This window comes from Duganella caerulea, assembly GCF_040362985.1.
In the GTDB taxonomy this organism is placed as follows: domain Bacteria; phylum Pseudomonadota; class Gammaproteobacteria; order Burkholderiales; family Burkholderiaceae_D; genus Rugamonas; species Rugamonas vulcania.
On record NZ_BPWJ01000004.1, the window covers coordinates 515,987 to 531,806 of the forward strand.

Sequence of the window (15,820 nt, forward strand, 5' to 3'; positions counted from 1 at the left end):
ATGAGCGCTATCGTTTCAAAACCGCTGGCGGTCGCCATCATGGGTCCGACGGCGTCGGGCAAGACCGCGTCCGCGCTGGCGATCGCGCAGCGCATTCCGTCGGAGATCATCTCGGTCGATTCCGCGCTGGTATATCGCGGCATGGACATCGGCACCGCCAAGCCCACACGCGAAGAACGCGCCGCCGCACCGCATCACCTGATCGACATCATCGACCCACTCGACTCCTACTCGGTGGCGCAGTTCCGCAACGATACGCTGCGGCTGGTCGATGAAATCGTCGCGCGCGGCAAACTGCCGCTGCTGGTGGGCGGCACCATGTTGTACTTCAAGGGACTGGCCGATGGCCTCGACGACCTGCCCGGCGCCGACCCGGCCCTGCGCGCCGAACTGGAAGACGAAGCGGCCCGCGTCGGCTGGCCGGCCATGCACGCCAAGCTGGCGTTGCTCGATCCCGAAACCGCCGCCCGCCTCGCACCGGCGGACGCGCAGCGCATCCAGCGCGCGCTGGAGATCTGCACCTTGAGCGGCAAGCCGATGTCCGAGCTGCTGGCGTTGAAGGAAAAGACCGAGCTGCCGTTCGAGCTGCTGTCGTTCGCGCTGGAGCCGTCGGACCGCGCCGTGCTGCACGAGCGCATCGCGCGCCGCTTCGACATCATGCTGGAAGAAGGCCCGGACGGTAACCTGATCACCGAAGTGGAAGTGCTGCGCCGCCGTGGCGACCTGCATCCCGGCCTGCCGTCGATGCGCTGCGTGGGCTACCGGCAGGCGTGGGAATACCTGGACGGCACCATCGACTACAAGACCATGCGCGAAACCGGCATCATCGCCACGCGCCAGCTGGCCAAGCGCCAGTTGACGTGGTTGCGCTCCATGCCGGAGCGCGTGGCGCTCGACTGCCTGGGTCCCGATCCGGCCAGCGCGATGCTGGCGCAGATCGCCGAGAAGCTGGGTTAGGCCTTCGGCGGCGGCGCCGAATCCATATAAATGATTTCCCACAAATGGCCGTCCAGGTCCTGGTAGCCGTGGCCGTACATGAAGCCATGGTCCTGCGGCTCCTTGTACGCGCTGCCGCCGGCCTCGATGGCCTTGCTGACAATGGAAGCCACCTGCTCGCGCGACTCCGCCTGCAGGCAGATCAGCACCTCGGTCGACGTGCGCGCATCGCAGATTGGTTTGGGCGTGAAGCTCTTGAAGCGCTCCTCCACCAGCAGCATGACAAAGATATTCTCCGCCACAATCATGCAAGTGGCGCCCTCATCGGTGTACTGCGGGTTGAAGGTATAGCCCAGATGCGTAAAGAACCTGACCGACGCGGCCAGGTCGCGCACGGGCAGGTTCACAAAGATATTGGTCGCCATATTGTCTCCGTTAAAAAAATGCTCACATCAACCGAAACAGCATACCAATTTGACTATCTTTTGGCGACGCGATTCAAAATTTTTCGAAAATTTTCGGAACCATCGTTGACAGCTTAGACTCCAACCCCCATAATGCTGGGCGTTGCAGGTGATATAGCTCAGTTGGTTAGAGCACAGCATTCATAATGCTGGGGTCGATGGTTCAAGTCCATCTATCACCACCAAGAATTTTAAAGCCGTTGACCCGCAAGGTTCAGCGGCTTTTTCACTTCTGCGTTGCCCATTCGGGAGGCAGCTCGATGAAGGCGTGGCGCGATCTGGGCAAGGTCTTAATCGTGGCGGCGGTGTTTGCCGTCTGTTTCGACTTGCTCGCTGAGGTCATAGGCCCCGGATCCCCTTGGCTAGGACTGCTGCTGATGTTTTACTTCATGGCGCTTGCCAACTTGGCAGAGCCTTTGTTTGCTGTCCGGATGCCCCGGGCGCTTCGGCCGGTGAATCCACTGAACAGCGCCTATCGCTGGTTCGGGGTGCACGCTTTCGGCGCGCTGCTCCGCAACACACCTCTTCGTTATCTCAACGGTTCCGTCTATCTTGCGGACGGGCGGCGCAGTGTCGCCAAGCTGAGTCGCCGCGTGGAGTCTTCGGAGGCGATCCACTTCTGGGCCGCGATCGGGTTCACGCCATATATCGCATACACCTTGTCACGTGCGCTGTACCTTGAGGCAGTAGTGTTTTTAATGGTGCAGCTGGTCGTCAACATCTACCCCATCCTGCACCTGCGCCTCGTTCGCGCGCGGCTGGACCGGATCAGCCGCAATGGCATACCTCTTGCATAGTCATCCATGCGCTTTCGCCCACTCCCCACCAGGATCCCGCCGACATGATGACGCCTTTCGCATACCGCCTCCCCGCCCTGCTCCTTGCCGCCGCACTCGCCAGCCCGGCCGCCGCCGCTCCCCGTCCCGTCAAAGTCCTGTTGATCGGCATGTTCGCGCAAGAAGCGGCTGTCTGGACCGACGCGCTCAAACTGGACCAGGCCATTCCGGTGCCGGGCCTGTCGCCCACCTATCCGGCGGTGCGCTGCAACCGGGACGATGTCTGCCAGCTGACGACCGACATGGGCAAGGCCAACGCCGCCGCGTCGGTCGCGGCGCTGGTGCACAGTGGCTTGTTCGACCTGCGACAAAGCTATTTCATCGTCGCCGGGGTCGCGGGCGTCGATCCGGCACAGGGCACGATAGGCACGGCGGCGTGGTCGCGCTACCTGGTGGACTCAGACCTGGCCTGGGAGGTGGACGCGCGCGAACGCCCCGCCGGATGGTCGACCGGCTATCTGGGCATCGGCGCCAAAACGCCCGGCGTGAAGCCGGCGCTGGGCTATGGCACCGAGGTGTACCGGCTCAACGAAGGCTTGCTCAACAAAGCGCTGGAGCTGTCGCGCGGCGTGACGCTGGCCGATTCTGCCGAAGCGGCGGCCTACCGCGCCCAGTACCCGTCCGCGCCCGCGAACCTGCCGCCGCAGGTGACGCAATGCGATTCGCTGACCGGGAATAACTGGTTCCACGGCGACCTGCTCGGACAACGCGCGCGGGACTGGGTCGCGCTGCTCACCGACCAGCAGGGCAGCTACTGCATGAGCTCACAGGAAGACAACGCGACCTACACCGCCTTGATGCGCGGCGCCGAGGCCGGGCTGCTTGATGCGCAGCGGGTGGCGGTGCTGCGCGCCGCGTCCAACTTCGACCGTCCGCATCCAGGCCAGACTGCGCTGGCGTCGCTGACCAACGATGCGGGCGGCTTCCCGCTGGCGTTGCAGAACCTGTACCGCACGGCGCATCCGCTGGTGCAGGACATCGTCCAGCATTGGCCGGACTGGAAGGGCGGTGCGCCACTGGCCACGCCCGCGCGCGTCGCGCCCCGCCGTGCGGCCTTCGCGCCGAAGGTCGTGATCATCAATATGTTCGCCGGCGAAGCGGCGCCCTTCATCAGCGGGCTTGGGCTGACGACCGAGCATCCGGTGCCGGGGCTGTCCGCACGCTATCCCGCGCTGCGCTGCAACCGCAGCGACGTCTGCCAGGTCACCACCGACATGGGCTACAGTAACGCGGCGTCCAGCGTCGCCGCCCTGCTGTATGCCGGCGGCTTCGACCTGCGCCACACCTACTTCATCATCGCGGGTATCGCGGGCATCAATCCCAAGCTGGGCACCGTCGGCTCGACGGCATGGGCCGACTACGCGGTGGACTTCTCGCTGCTGCACGAGATCGACGCGCGCGAAATGCCGCAGGACTGGGCGAGCGGCTACTTCGGCATCCACACCAGCGCGCCGGACATCAAGCCCACGTTCAGCTACCGGACCGAATTCTTCCAGCTCAATCCCGAGCTGGTGGCGCGCGCGTATCAGCTCTCCAAAAACGTCACGCTCGGCGATTCGCCCGCCGCCATCGCCTATCGGGCCAACTTCGATACAGCTCCGGCCAACCAGCCACCGGCAGTGCTGCGCTGTGACACCGCATCAACCGACACCTGGTTCGGCGGCGCCGCGCTGGCCGGCCGCGCCGAGAGCTGGTCCGCGCTGCTCACCGACGGCAAGGCCAGGTATTGCACCGCGCAGCAGGAGGACAACTCGACACTCGAAGTGCTGCGGCGCGGCGCGGCCGCCGGGAAGGTGGATTTCAAGCGCGTACTGATCCTGCGCGCCGGCTCGGACGTCGACCGTCCGCATCCGGGACAGAGCGACAGCGACGTGCTGCTGAACTACACGCAGCAAGGCGGCTTCGCGCCCGCAGCGGCCAACCTCGCGCTGACCGCCCGGCCGGTCATCCAGAACATCATCGGCAACTGGGCCGCGTGGAAGCGCGGCGTGCCGGGTCAGTGATCGTTCATTTGGTGGCGGCAGGCTTTGTCGCGGGCGGCCGTTCGGCGCCGTAGGTCTTGACCAGATAGTCGACCATGTCGGGAATATCGGCGTCCGCGAAGGTGGCGCCGAACGGCTTCTTCATCTTCTTCACCGTGGCTTCCCAATACGCGCGCGGCGATGCCGGCGGCTGCGATTGAATGTAGTGCACCGAGTGGCACAGCATGCAGTTGTTCTGCACCAGCGCATAACCCGGCAGCGTGCTGGGTTTGAACAGCGCGGTTTCAGGCGGCAGGTTGATGTCGAGCGCGAACGCGGGGGCGGCGGTCATCAGGGCGGCGGCAAGCAGGGAACGGATCATCATGGGGCTCTCCTTAAACGGCGACGATGCGCGTCGATTCGACCACATTGCGCATGTAGCCGGGCGGGTTCCACAAGGCGCTGGCGGGCTGGCCCTGGCCGATGCGGTTGACCGCGCGCACCAGCAGCTCGTGGCTGCCCTTCTGCTTGGGCGTGAACGCCGCGCTCCATTCGCGGAACGAGTATTTGCCGAGGTCCTTGCCCAGTTGCGCGGCCTGCCAGGTCTTGCCGCCGTCCGCCGAGAAGGCCACCTCGCTCACGCCATAGCCGCCGTCGAACGCGATGCCGCGCACGACCGTCTGCTGTCCGGTCTTGACGTGCGCGCCGTTGGCCAGGCTGGTGATGAAGGAGCGCACGTTCATGCGGTTGATCGGCACGGTCTTGGTTGGCGCCTTGCCTGGTTCGGTGCAGGCGCACTGGTTATCCGGGATGCGGTACGCGGTGCTCATCCAGAAGCCGTCGAACACCTTGTCGGTCACGGTGATGTCGGACAGGTGCTTGACCCAATAGGTGCCGTAGTAGCCGGGCACGATCAGGCGCAGCGGATAGCCGTTCAACATCGGCAGGTCGGCGCCGTTCATCTGCCAGGCCAGCATCACTTCGCCGTCCAGCGCGTGATCGAGATTGAGGGCCTTGACGAAATCCGGGCCATCGCCGAGCGGCGGCGTGTCCAGGCCATTGAAGGCCACCTGCACCGAACCGGCTTTCACGCCGGCCTTCTCCAGCACCTTGCGCAGCGGGACGCCGGTCCAGCGGGCGTTGCCCATGGCGCCGTTCGACAGCTGGCCGCCGTTGGCGCGCGGCTCGAAATGCCCACGGCTGTTGCCCGAGCATTGGACCACGGCGACCAACTCGGTCGCATCGGCCATCTGGCGCAGGTCGGAGAGCGACAACTCCAGCGGCGTGTTGACGTTGCCGCCCACGCGCAGGCGATACGTCTGCGGATCGATGGAGGTCGGAATGCCGCTCCAGTGGTAGCGCACGAAGAAAGCGTCGTTGGGCGTGATCGCCGATTCGTTGAAGACGCTGAACGGCGTTTCCAGTTGCGGCGGACGGGCGGTGAGCAGGATCAGCGGCCGCTTCTGCGGATAGGCGACCAGTTCGCGCTCGCCATTTTCGAACGGCAGCGTGACGCGGCCCGCCTCCGCTGCGAAGACTTCCAGCGCCTGGCTGCCGAAAGCTGCGGCCGCGCCTAGCGTGCCAGCCTGCCGCAAAAAGGAACGGCGCCGCAGCGCCTCCGCTGTCAATACCAACGCTTTAGTCGCCATACCGGTCTCCGAATTGTTGTGATGATAACGGCGTCAATATTGCCACAAATCGGCGCGCATCTCCCGAATCAGTTGTTCCAGCGCCATCGACGCCTTGCTCTTGTAACGCTCCCGATGGCGCAGCATCAGGAAGTCGCGCCCCGCCATCTTGAAGTTGGCCTTGGCCAGCAAGCCGGCCTTCAAATGCGAGGCCACCACCAGCTCCGACACGACGGTGGCGAACGGCCCCGCCATCACGGCCGAGCGCACCGCCTCGTTCGACGGCAGCGACAACGCGACCTGCAGCGCATCCACCGGGATGCCGCGCGCCGCCAGCGCCGCCTCGAACGCGGAGCGGGTGCCCGAGCCTTCCTCGCGCAGTATCCATTGGGCCGCCAGCAGCTGCGCCGGCCGCAGCGCCTTGCCGACCGCCCAGGGATGATCCGGCGCGACCACCGCCACCATGCGGTCCTGCGCCACCGGCTCGGCCAGCAGCGCCGGCTCGTCGATCGCGCCTTCCACGAATCCGAGATCGGCGACGCCCTGCACCACGGCCTGCGCCACGTTCTGAGTGTTATCGACCGCGACATCGAGCGTGATCGACGGCCAGGCCTGGCGGAAGCGCACCAGGAACTGCGGCAGCCAGTAGCTGGCGATGGTCTGGCTGGCCTGTATGGTCAGCGTGCCGCGCTTCATGCCACCCAATTCGGCCAGCGTCAGTTCGGCGGTGCGGGCGCTGGCCAGCGTGCGGCGCGCCTCCACCAGGAAGATACGGCCAGCCTCGCTGGTTTCGATGCGCCGCCCGACGCGGTTGAACAGCGGCGTGCCGTAGCGCTCCTCCAGCACCTTGATGGAGGCGCTGACGGCGGAAGGCGTGAGCGCCAGCGCGCTGGCCGCCTGCGTCAGGTGCTGGCGCTCGGCGACTTCCACGAAGATGCGTAATTGTTCGAGTGTCATTGTTTGATTTGATTGAATGAATCGTCATAAATTGTAAGATGGACGCAACGATCTGTCGACTTGATAATTCCGCTTATCGAACCATCAAGGATGACGCAATGAACAAAACCATGACAGACGCCCTGCCCGGCCTGGCGCTTTGCTGCGTGGTCACCGCCTCCGCCTACGCGCTGGAAGCCGTGGAGAGCGCGCTACTGGGCCGCGCATGGCTGGAAAGCCTGGTGCTGGCCATCCTGCTGGGCACCGCCATCCGCACGCTGCTGCCTCTTGAGCAGCGCTTCGAGGCGGGCATCCAGGTCGGCGCCAAGCTGCTGCTGGAGATCGCCGTGGTGCTGCTGGGCGCATCGGTCAGCGCGCGCTCGCTACTGGAGAACGGCATCGGCTTGATTGGCGGGATCGCCGCCGTGGTGGCGATCGCGATCGCGCTCAGCTTCGCCATCGGCCGCGCCTTCGGGCTGCCGCGCAAGATGGCCATCCTGATCGCCTGCGGTAATTCGATCTGCGGCAATTCCGCCATCGCCGCCGTCGCCCCGGTGATCGACGCCGACGGCAAGGATGTCGCCGCCGCCATCGCCTTCACCGCCGTGCTGGGCGTGGTTGTGGTGCTGGTGCTGCCGTTGATGGTGTCGCTGCTGTCGTTCTCGCCGGTGCAGTTCGGCGTGTTCGCAGGATTGACGGTGTACGCGGTGCCGCAGGTGCTGGCCGCCACCGGCTCGGTGGCCGTCAGCAGCGTGCATGTCGGCACGCTGGTCAAGCTGGTGCGGGTGCTGATGCTGGGTCCCGTGGTGCTGACGCTGTCGCTGTTCGCGCCGCGCGAAGGCCGATCGCGGCCCGCGCTGTCGCATCTGGTGCCGTGGTTTATCGCCGGCTTCCTGCTGTTGCTGGCCTTGCGCTCGTTCGGCGCGATCCCGGCGGCCGCGCTGGCGCCGGCGCGCGAGGCGGCCAACTTCTTCACCATCATGTCGATGGCCGCGCTGGGATTGGGCGTGGACGCGCGCGCCGTGCTGCGCGCCGGTGGCCGGGTCGCGGCGGTGGTGGTGCTGTCGCTGCTGGGCCTCGCCGTCGTCAGCTTCTTGCTGATCAAACTGCTGGGTATCGCCTGAGGCCCGCCGCCGCTTAACCGCCCTTGCCCGCCACCGCCTGCCGGTACTGCGTCGGCGTGACGCCGGTGGTGGCCTTGAACTGGCGGGTGAAGGCGGAGTGGTCGCCGTAGCCGCAGGCCTGGGCGATTTCGGCCACGCTGGCCGTCCCCTTCAACAACCGCGAGGCCGCTTCGACCCGGGTCTGGATGATCATCTGGCGCGGCGTCAGGTGGAAGATGCGCAGGAAGTAGCGCTCGATCTGCGCCACCGACATGTGGGCGGTGCGCGCCAGCTCGGCCAGCTGCAAGGTCTGGCCGTATTCCTGGTGGATCAGGTTCACCGCCGCCGCCACCTTGCGGTATGCGGGATTCTTCTTGTCGGCCATCGCCAGGTCGCGCGAGACGCCGGTCAGGCCGACGATGCGGCCATCGGCGTCGCGCAGCGCGGTCTTGCGCGTCAGGCACCAGCCGGGATCGCGGTTGGGATACAAGTGCAGTTCCAGCTGGTCTTCGATGTCGTTACCGCCGGCCAGCACCGCCATGTCCTGCGCCAGGTAGGTCTGCCCGAACGGACGGGCGAACACCTCGGCCGGCGTGCGCCCGATCAGCGCCGATTTATGCCGCTGGCCGCAACGCTGGACCAGCGTCTGGTTGACCACCACGTAGCGGCACTCCACGTCCTTGACGAAGAAAACCACATCCGGCAGCGCGTCGAACAGCGCTTCGGAAAAAAAGGGATCGGCGATGCCCGCGCCCAGGGCGCGGCGGGCGTCGTCGTGAGGGAGTTCTGTATGCATGAAGGCGATTGTGCCAGCGGCGCGGGGCGGCGTCTCCTGTTTTATCGCGATTGTGCAGATTTCGTCATCGATCATGCGCAGGAGATGCAAGACAGCAAGCCTCGGGAAGCCTAAGATTTGAGCATGAAAAACATCTCCATCATCGACTCCCACACCGGCGGCGAACCGACCCGCCTGGTCATAGACGGCGGCCCGGAACTGGGCCAAGGCCCGCTCAGCGAGCGGCTCGCAGTGCTGAAACGCGAACATGACCGCTTCCGCTCCGCCGTGGTCTGCGAGCCGCGCGGCTCGGACGTGCTGGTCGGCGCGCTGCTGTGCGAGCCGCACGCCCCCGATTGTGCGGCAGGCGTCATCTTCTTCAACAACGTCGGCTACCTCGGCATGTGCGGCCACGGCACCATCGGCCTGGTCGCGTCGCTGGCCTACATGGGCCGCATCGGCGCCGGCCGCCACCGCATCGATACCCCGGTGGGCGTGGTGGAGGCGGAGCTGCACGCGGATGGCAGCGTCACCGTGGACAACGTGGCCTCCTACCGCAGCCAGGCGCAGGTCACCGTCGAGGTGCCTGGCCACGGCCCGGTCACCGGCGATGTCGCCTGGGGCGGCAACTGGTTCTTCCTGGTTTCCGGTCATGGACTGGAACTGGGCGTTGGCAACGTAGAAGCGCTGACCGCCTACAGCGTGGCCGTGGGCGCGGCGCTGGAACGGGCCGGCATCACCGGCGACGGCGGCGCGCTGATCGACCATATCGAATTGTTCGCGCCATCGCGCACCGGCGCCGACAGCCAGAGCTTCGTGCTCTGCCCCGGCAAGGCCTACGACCGTTCGCCCTGCGGCACCGGCACCAGCGCCAAGCTGGCGTGCCTGGCGGCCGACGGCAAACTGGCCGAGGGCGCGCTGTGGAAGCAGGAGAGCGTGATCGGCAGCGTGTTCGAAGCCTCGTACCGCTATCGCGGCGAGCAGCTGATCCCCAGCATCCGCGGCCGCGCATGGGTCAACTCGCAGGCGCAGCTGATCCTCGATCCGACCGATCCTTTCGTCTGGGGCATACGGTGACCGAGAACGACGTGATCGTCATCGGCGCCGGCATCGTCGGTGCCGCCTGTGCGGATGCGCTCAGCCAGCGCGGCCTGCGGGTGATGGTGATCGAACAGGACATGCCCGGCGGCGGCGCCACCGCGGCCGGCATGGGCCACCTGGTGGTCATGGACGACAACCCGGCGGAGCTGGCGCTGTCGGCGTATTCGGTCTCGCTGTGGAATTCGCTGGTGGGCGACCTGCCCCAACGCCATGAATACAGCCGTTGCGGCACCATCTGGGTGGCCGCCGACGAAGAGGAAATGGACGCGGCGCGCGTCAAGGCCGACACCCTGAGCGCCTACGGCCTGCCCTGCGAAATGCTGTCGCCCGCCACGCTGTATGCGCGCGAACCGCAACTGCGCACCGGCCTGGCCGGCGGCCTGCTAGTGCCCGGCGATGGCCTGGTCTATCCGCCCAAGAGCACGCGCATCCTGCTGGACCGCGCGATGCACCGCGGCGCCACCACGCTGCGCGGCAGCGTCGCCGCCATCGAAAACAACGGCGTGCTGCTGGCCGACGGCACGCGCCACCAGGCGTCGCAAGTGGTGCTGGCCGCCGGTTCGCGTTCGGCCGCGCTGCTGCCGGAACTGCCGGTGCAGCCGAAGAAGGGACACATCGCCATCACCGACCGCTATCCCGGCTTTGTCCACCACCAGCTGGTGGAACTGGGATACATCAAAAGCGCCCACGCCGCCAGCGGCGACTCGGTCGCGTTCAATTTGCAGCCCCGTCCTACCGGACAAGTATTGATCGGCTCCTCCCGCCAGTTCGACACGATCGACCTGGCGGTGGAGCCGGCCATGCTGCAACGCATGCTGCGCCATGCCGCCACGTTCACGCCAGCCCTGGCGCAACTGAACGTGCTGCGCTGCTGGACCGGCCTGCGCGCCGCCACGCCGGACGGCATGCCGCTGATCGGCCCCCACGCCGCGCGGCGCGGACTGTGGCTGGCGACCGGACACGAAGGCCTGGGCATCACCACCTCGCTGGCGACGGCGCAGCTGCTGGCCGCGCAGATGACCGGCGACAGCACGCGCATCCCCTACACTCCTTACCTGCCGGGGCGCTTCAATGACTGACGTCGTCCTCAACATCAACGGCCATGACGTCCACGTGGCGCAAGGTGTCAGCGTGGCCGCGGCGATCGCCATGGCCGGCAGCGCCGTCACCCGGCGCTCGGTGCGCGGCGCTGCGCGCGCGCCCTTGTGCGGCATGGGCGTCTGCCAGGAATGCCGCGTCACCATCGACGGCCGCATGCACCAGCTGTCATGCCAGACGTTGTGCGCCGACGGCATGCACGTGATCACCTGCGAGTCCCGACCATGAGCCGCTACGACATCCTGGTGATCGGCGCGGGACCGGCCGGACTGGCGGCCGCGCATGCCGCCGCAGTGCAAGGCGCGCAGGTCGGCCTGGTCGACGACAATCCGCTGGCCGGTGGCCAGATCTGGCGCGGCGGTCCGGAGCAGCAGCAGGACCCGCGCGCGCCAAGATTGTGGAGCGACCTGCGCACCGCCCCGAACGTCGCCTACCTGCCGCAGACGCGGGTGCTGTACGCGCCGGAGCCGGGGCAGCTGCAAGTGCAGACGCCAACGTCGTCGGCCACGCTGCAATACGAAAAACTGATACTGGCCACCGGCGCGCGCGAGCGGCTGCTGCCCTTCCCCGGCTGGACGCTGCCCGGTGTGACCGGCGCCGGCGGCCTGCAAGCCCTGGCCAAGGGCGGCTATCCGCTGCTGGGCAAACGCGTGGTGGTGGCGGGCAGCGGCCCGCTGCTGCTGGCGGTGGCCGCGACGCTGTCCGCCAAGGGCGCGGAAATCGCCGCCATCATCGAGCAGGCGTCCTTGCCGGCATTGGCGCGCTTCGGATTCGGCCTGCTGGCGACGCCGTCCAAGATCACGCAGGCGCTGCAACTGGCGGCGCAGCTGAGCGGCATCCCCTACCTGCGCGACAGCTATGTGCATTCGGCGCATGGCGACGGCACGCTGCAATCGATCCTGATACAGCGCGGCGGCGCGCGCGAGCTGGAAGCGCTGCAATGCGACTACCTGGCCTGCGGCTACGGCCTGCTGCCCAACGTCGAACTGGCGCTGGCACTGGGCTGCGCCACGACATCGAAGAACGGACAAACGGCCGTGCAGGTGGACGAAGCGCAGCTGACCTCCGTGCCCGGCGTCTACTGCGCCGGCGAAGGCACGGGCGTCGGCGGTGTCGACCTGGCGCTGGCGGAGGGCCGCATCGCCGGCCTGGCGGCCTGCGGCAAGCCGGCCGCCGCGCAGGAACTGTACGCCGAACGCGCGCGCTGGAAAAAATTCGCGGCAAGGCTGGAACGCGCCTTCGCGCTGCGGCCGGAGTTATTGACGCTGGCCGGCGACGACACCATCGTCTGCCGCTGCGAAGACGTCTGCCACAACGAGCTGCGTACGCACACCAGCTGGCGCAGCGCCAAGCTGCAAACCCGCTGCGGCATGGGGCCGTGCCAGGGACGCATCTGCGGCGGCGCCACCGAACTGCTGTACGGCTGGCGGCCGGACGCGGTGCGGATGCCGATTTCACCGGCCCGCATCGCCAGCATCATCGACGATTAATCCACCCGATTCACAACAACCGATTCATCACAAGGAGAACAGCATGGCAGCAGCAAAATGGGAAGGGGTCTTCCCCGCAGTAACCACCAAGTTCAAAGAGAACGAGGATCTCGACCACGCCGAAATGGAGAAGCACTTCTCCTTCCAGATCGACAGCGGCGTGCACGCGCTGTTGACCTGCGGCTCGCTGGGTGAAGCTAGCACGCTGTCGTTCGACGAGAAGCTGGCCGTCACCAAGACCGCGCTGAACGTCGCCGCCGGCCGCGTGCCGGTGCTGGTCAACGTCAGCGAGACGCGCACCGCCACCGCCTGCCGCTTCGCCGAGAAGGCGCACGAGATGGGCGTGCAGGGCCTGATGGTGATGCCGTCGGTGCTGTACGCGGCCGACTCGCGCGAGGCGATGGACAATCTGCGCGTGATCGCCAAGGCGTCGCAGCTGCCGATCATGGTCTACAACAATCCAGTGTCGTACAAGGTGGACCTGACGCCGGAAGACTTCAAGGAACTGGCCGATTGCGAATGGATCGTCGCGATCAAGGAATCGACCGACAACGTGCGCCGCATCACCGACCTGCGCAACGCCGTCGGCAACCGCTACCAGCTGTTCATGGGCGTGGACGACTTGTCGTTCGAAGGCCTGGCGGTGGGCGCGGACGGCCTGCTGGCCGGCCTGGTGGTGGCCTTCCCGAAAGAGACCGTGGCGCTGTACAAGCTGATGAAGGCCAAGCGTTGGGATGAAGCGCTCAAGCTGTACCAGTGGTTCATGCCGCTGATGCACCTGGACGTCTCGACCAAGCTGGTACAGAACCTGAAGCTGGTGGAAACGCTGGCCGGCGTCGGCAACGAGTACGTGCGCCGTCCACGCCAGCCGCTGCAAGGCGCCGACCGCGCCCGCGTCACCGCCGTGGTCCAGGCGGCGCTGGCCAACCGTCCGGACGTCAGCACCTTGTTCTAAGCTAGTCGCGCTTGATGGTCGAGCCGCGCAGGATCAGCTGCGGCTCGATCATCGTGGCGGCGGCGGGGGATTTGCCGTCGATGGCGGCGATCAGCTTCTCCATCGCGGCCACGCCCATACGCTCGCTCTGCAGGTCCACCGTGGTCAGCGCCGGCGAAGTGTATTGGCCGTACTCGATGTTGTCGAAGGCCGCCACCGAGAGCTGCTCCGGCAGCTTGAAGCCCAGCGCCTGCGCCGCCTTCATGAAGCCCAGCGCCATCAGGTCGTTGTAGCAGATCAGCGCATCCGGGTGCTCGCCGCCCAGCAGGATGGACGAGCATACGCGCTCGCCCTCGGCCGCCGTCGGCGCGCCGCCTTCATACACCGTCAGTTCCATGTCGTGCGCGGCCAGGCAGGCGCGCACACCGGCCAGCCGCTCCTCGTCGCGCCGCGAGCGCGGGAAGCGCAGGTAGCCGATCCGCTTGTGCCCCTGCGAGACCAGGTGCCGCGCCAGCATGTAGGCGCCGCGGTGGTCGTCGCTGATCACCCACGGAATCTGCAGCCGCGACAACCGGCCGAAATACACCAGCGGTTTGCCCAGCTCCATCACCCAGTCCATCTCCGATTCCAGCATGCGCGAGAACATGATGATGCCGTCCACACGGCGGCTCAGGGCTTCCAGCAGCGGGCGTTCGCGGTCGGGGTTTTCCTCGGTGTCGACCAGCAGCAGCGTGTAGCCGTGCGCCAGCGCCACGCGGTTGGCGCCCTTGACGATGCTGGTGAAGTGGGGATTGGCGACATCCAGCACCGACAGGCCGATGCTCTTGGTGCGGCCGGTGATCATCGATGCCGCCAGCGGGTTGGAACGGTAGCCCAGCTTGGCGATGACTTCCTTGATGGTCGCCTCCACCGCCGGCGAGAAGCGCTGCGCGCCGTTGACGAACTTGGAGACGGTGGCGGTGGAGACGCCGGCCGCCGCCGCCACGTCGCGGATGGTTGCTACGTTTTTTTTCATGTTCTGACTATCGGGGATGCCTGGCTGCCCATACCGCGGCAGCGCCAAAGGACAATCTTAGCATGTCGGCATCTCTGCTCCGGGACCGATCAGAGGTCGGTAATCTCCTTGTGGCGCGGGACCAACGCCTTCATCACGCTCCACGCGACCAGGTAGGCCAAGGCGCAGATGCCGAACATGATCATGTAACCGGTGCGGATGTCGTTGACCGATTTGTAGTAGTCGAACACCCAGCCACCCAGCTTGGTCAGCAGCACGCCGCCGATGCCGCCGGCCATGCCGCCGATGCCGATCACCGAGGCTACCGACTTTTGCGGGAACATGTCGGAGACGGTGGTGAAGATGTTGGCCGACCATGCCTGGTGCGCCGAGGCGCCGACGCCGATCAGCAGCACCGGCACCCAGAAGCTGATCGCGCCCAGCGGCTGCGCCAGCAGCACCACCAGCGGGAAGAAGGCGATCACTAGCATGGCTTTCATGCGGCCGTCGTACGGCGCGTGGCCGCGCGCCATGAAGTAGCTGGGGAACCAGCCGCCGCCGATCGAGCCGATCATCGTCATGCTGTACAGGACCGCCAGCGGCACGACGATGGCGTCGCCCTTCATGCCGTACTGCGCGGACAGGTAGGTCGGCAGCCAGAACAGGAAGAACCACCACACGCCGTCGGTCATGAATTTGCCGAAGGCGAAGGCCCAGGTCTGGCGGTACTTCAGCAGCTGCAGCCACGAGACCTTGCCGCCGGCCGGCGCCTGCGTCTGCGGCTGCTGCTGTTGCTGCGGCAGGTCGCTGCGGATGTAGGCCAGCTCCTGCGCCGACAGGCGCTTCTGCCGGTCCGGCTTCTCGTACAGCGTGATCCACACGCTCATCCAGATAAAGCCCAGCATGCCGATCATGATGAAGGCGGCCTGCCAGCCCCAGATACCGGCGATCAGCGGCACGCAGATCGGCGCCAGGATGGCGCCGACGTTGGCGCCGGAGTTGAAGATGCCGGTGGCGAAGGAGCGCTCCTTCTTCGGGAAGTATTCGGCGGTGGCCTTGATCGCGGCCGGGAAGTTGCCGGCCTCGCCGACCGCCAGCACCGCGCGCGAGATCATGAAGCCGAGGATGGACGGCGCGGCGGCGATGCCGAAGGCGCCCAGCAGCACGCCGGCGCCCTCGCCCATCGGCACCGAGAAGGCGTGCATCAGCGCCCCCAGCGACCACACGGTGATGGCCACCACGTAGGCGGCCTTGGTGCCGATCTTGTCGACCACGCGGCCGGCGAACAGCATCGAGATGGCGTACACGAACTGGAAGGCGGCGGCGATGTTGGCGTAGTCGGTATTGCTCCAGCCGAATTCCTTGGACAGGTCGGGCGCCAGCAGGCTCAGCACCTGCCGGTCCAGGTAGTTGACGGTGGTGGCAAAAAACAACAGCGCGCAGATGGTCCACCGGTATTTACCGACGGTTGCTCCCACCGCTTGCGCGTTCACAGGCTCGCTCAGGTTCATGGCATCACTCTATTCTGGTTTTTGGGTGATGATCTCTCGGTCTCCACGAGATC

General features: G+C 66.5%; 15 protein-coding genes, 1 tRNA gene and 2 pseudogenes. 11 read left to right on the forward strand and 7 right to left on the reverse strand.

Features of this window, described 5'->3' with window-relative positions:
• A complete protein-coding gene (gene miaA, locus ACUJB0_RS15095) occupies nt 1-957 on the forward strand; it encodes a tRNA (adenosine(37)-N6)-dimethylallyltransferase MiaA (RefSeq protein ID WP_444845937.1) in 957 nt (318 codons plus the stop codon).
• On the opposite strand, the gene ACUJB0_RS15100 is transcribed toward miaA, so the two are convergent.
• Nucleotides 954-1,361, reverse strand: coding sequence for a VOC family protein (locus tag ACUJB0_RS15100; protein ID WP_161089221.1), 408 nt, complete (start codon nt 1,359-1,361; stop codon nt 954-956). The two genes, miaA and ACUJB0_RS15100, sit on opposite strands and share 4 nt — an antisense overlap.
• Nucleotides 1,362-1,508: 147 nt before the next feature.
• Between ACUJB0_RS15100 and ACUJB0_RS15105 the strand changes: the two genes are divergently transcribed.
• The 4 genes and pseudogenes from ACUJB0_RS15105 to ACUJB0_RS15120 form a co-directional block, all read left to right on the forward strand.
• A tRNA-Met gene (locus tag ACUJB0_RS15105) sits at nt 1,509-1,585 on the forward strand.
• Between the two features lie 75 nt (nt 1,586-1,660).
• Nucleotides 1,661-2,197, forward strand: a complete 537-nt coding sequence (locus ACUJB0_RS15110) for a glycosyl-4,4'-diaponeurosporenoate acyltransferase CrtO family protein (RefSeq protein ID WP_444845938.1) — start codon at nt 1,661-1,663, stop codon at nt 2,195-2,197.
• Between the two features lie 44 nt (nt 2,198-2,241).
• Nucleotides 2,242-3,252 (forward strand): annotated as a pseudogene (locus ACUJB0_RS15115) (purine-nucleoside phosphorylase); the annotation flags it as partial.
• A gap of 54 nt (nt 3,253-3,306) precedes the next feature.
• Nucleotides 3,307-4,239: pseudogene (locus ACUJB0_RS15120) on the forward strand (purine-nucleoside phosphorylase); the annotation flags it as partial.
• Between the two features lie 4 nt (nt 4,240-4,243).
• Here the strand turns inward: ACUJB0_RS15120 and sorB are convergent.
• The 3 genes from sorB to ACUJB0_RS15135 are packed head-to-tail and all read right to left on the reverse strand — an operon-like array spanning nt 4,244 to nt 6,782.
• On the reverse strand, nt 4,244-4,582 hold the full coding sequence (gene sorB, locus ACUJB0_RS15125; protein WP_444845939.1) for a SorB family sulfite dehydrogenase c-type cytochrome subunit: 339 nt from the start codon (nt 4,580-4,582) through the stop codon (nt 4,244-4,246).
• 10 nt (nt 4,583-4,592) lie between these two features.
• The gene (sorA, locus tag ACUJB0_RS15130; RefSeq protein ID WP_444845940.1) at nt 4,593-5,846 is read right to left on the reverse strand and encodes a SorA family sulfite dehydrogenase catalytic subunit; all 1,254 of its coding nucleotides are present in this window, start codon (nt 5,844-5,846) and stop codon (nt 4,593-4,595) included.
• Between the two features lie 33 nt (nt 5,847-5,879).
• The gene (locus ACUJB0_RS15135; RefSeq protein ID WP_444845941.1) at nt 5,880-6,782 is read right to left on the reverse strand and encodes a LysR family transcriptional regulator; all 903 of its coding nucleotides are present in this window, start codon (nt 6,780-6,782) and stop codon (nt 5,880-5,882) included.
• A gap of 98 nt (nt 6,783-6,880) precedes the next feature.
• Between ACUJB0_RS15135 and ACUJB0_RS15140 the strand changes: the two genes are divergently transcribed.
• On the forward strand, nt 6,881-7,885 hold the full coding sequence (locus ACUJB0_RS15140) for a YeiH family protein (protein ID WP_444845942.1): 1,005 nt from the start codon (nt 6,881-6,883) through the stop codon (nt 7,883-7,885).
• Nucleotides 7,886-7,898: 13 nt separating this feature from the next.
• Here ACUJB0_RS15140 and ACUJB0_RS15145 read toward each other — a convergent pair whose 3' ends face one another.
• A complete protein-coding gene (locus ACUJB0_RS15145; protein ID WP_444845943.1) occupies nt 7,899-8,735 on the reverse strand; it encodes a helix-turn-helix domain-containing protein in 837 nt (278 codons plus the stop codon).
• Between the two features lie 48 nt (nt 8,736-8,783).
• Between ACUJB0_RS15145 and ACUJB0_RS15150 the strand changes: the two genes are divergently transcribed.
• The 5 genes from ACUJB0_RS15150 to ACUJB0_RS15170 are packed head-to-tail and all read left to right on the forward strand — an operon-like array spanning nt 8,784 to nt 13,283.
• Entirely contained in the window at nt 8,784-9,716 is a 933-nt protein-coding gene (locus ACUJB0_RS15150) for a 4-hydroxyproline epimerase (RefSeq protein WP_444845944.1), read from the forward strand.
• The gene (locus ACUJB0_RS15155) at nt 9,713-10,819 is read left to right on the forward strand and encodes an NAD(P)/FAD-dependent oxidoreductase (protein WP_444845945.1); all 1,107 of its coding nucleotides are present in this window, start codon (nt 9,713-9,715) and stop codon (nt 10,817-10,819) included. The genes ACUJB0_RS15150 and ACUJB0_RS15155 overlap by 4 nt, the downstream gene beginning before the upstream one ends.
• A complete protein-coding gene (locus ACUJB0_RS15160) occupies nt 10,812-11,066 on the forward strand; it encodes a 2Fe-2S iron-sulfur cluster-binding protein (RefSeq protein WP_444845946.1) in 255 nt (84 codons plus the stop codon). Before ACUJB0_RS15155 ends, ACUJB0_RS15160 begins: the two co-directional genes overlap by 8 nt.
• Nucleotides 11,063-12,328 (forward strand): FAD-dependent oxidoreductase, encoded by a 1,266-nt coding sequence (locus tag ACUJB0_RS15165; RefSeq protein WP_444845947.1) that lies wholly within the window; start codon nt 11,063-11,065, stop codon nt 12,326-12,328. Before ACUJB0_RS15160 ends, ACUJB0_RS15165 begins: the two co-directional genes overlap by 4 nt.
• Nucleotides 12,329-12,371: 43 nt before the next feature.
• A complete protein-coding gene (locus ACUJB0_RS15170; RefSeq protein WP_444845948.1) occupies nt 12,372-13,283 on the forward strand; it encodes a dihydrodipicolinate synthase family protein in 912 nt (303 codons plus the stop codon).
• Between the two features lies 1 nt (nt 13,284).
• Here ACUJB0_RS15170 and ACUJB0_RS15175 read toward each other — a convergent pair whose 3' ends face one another.
• Both ACUJB0_RS15175 and ACUJB0_RS15180 read right to left on the reverse strand, forming a co-directional pair.
• Nucleotides 13,285-14,277, reverse strand: a complete 993-nt coding sequence (locus ACUJB0_RS15175) for a LacI family DNA-binding transcriptional regulator (RefSeq protein WP_444845949.1) — start codon at nt 14,275-14,277, stop codon at nt 13,285-13,287.
• Between the two features lie 89 nt (nt 14,278-14,366).
• On the reverse strand, nt 14,367-15,767 hold the full coding sequence (locus ACUJB0_RS15180; RefSeq protein ID WP_444845950.1) for an MFS transporter: 1,401 nt from the start codon (nt 15,765-15,767) through the stop codon (nt 14,367-14,369).
• Between the last annotated feature and the right edge of the window lie 53 nt (nt 15,768-15,820).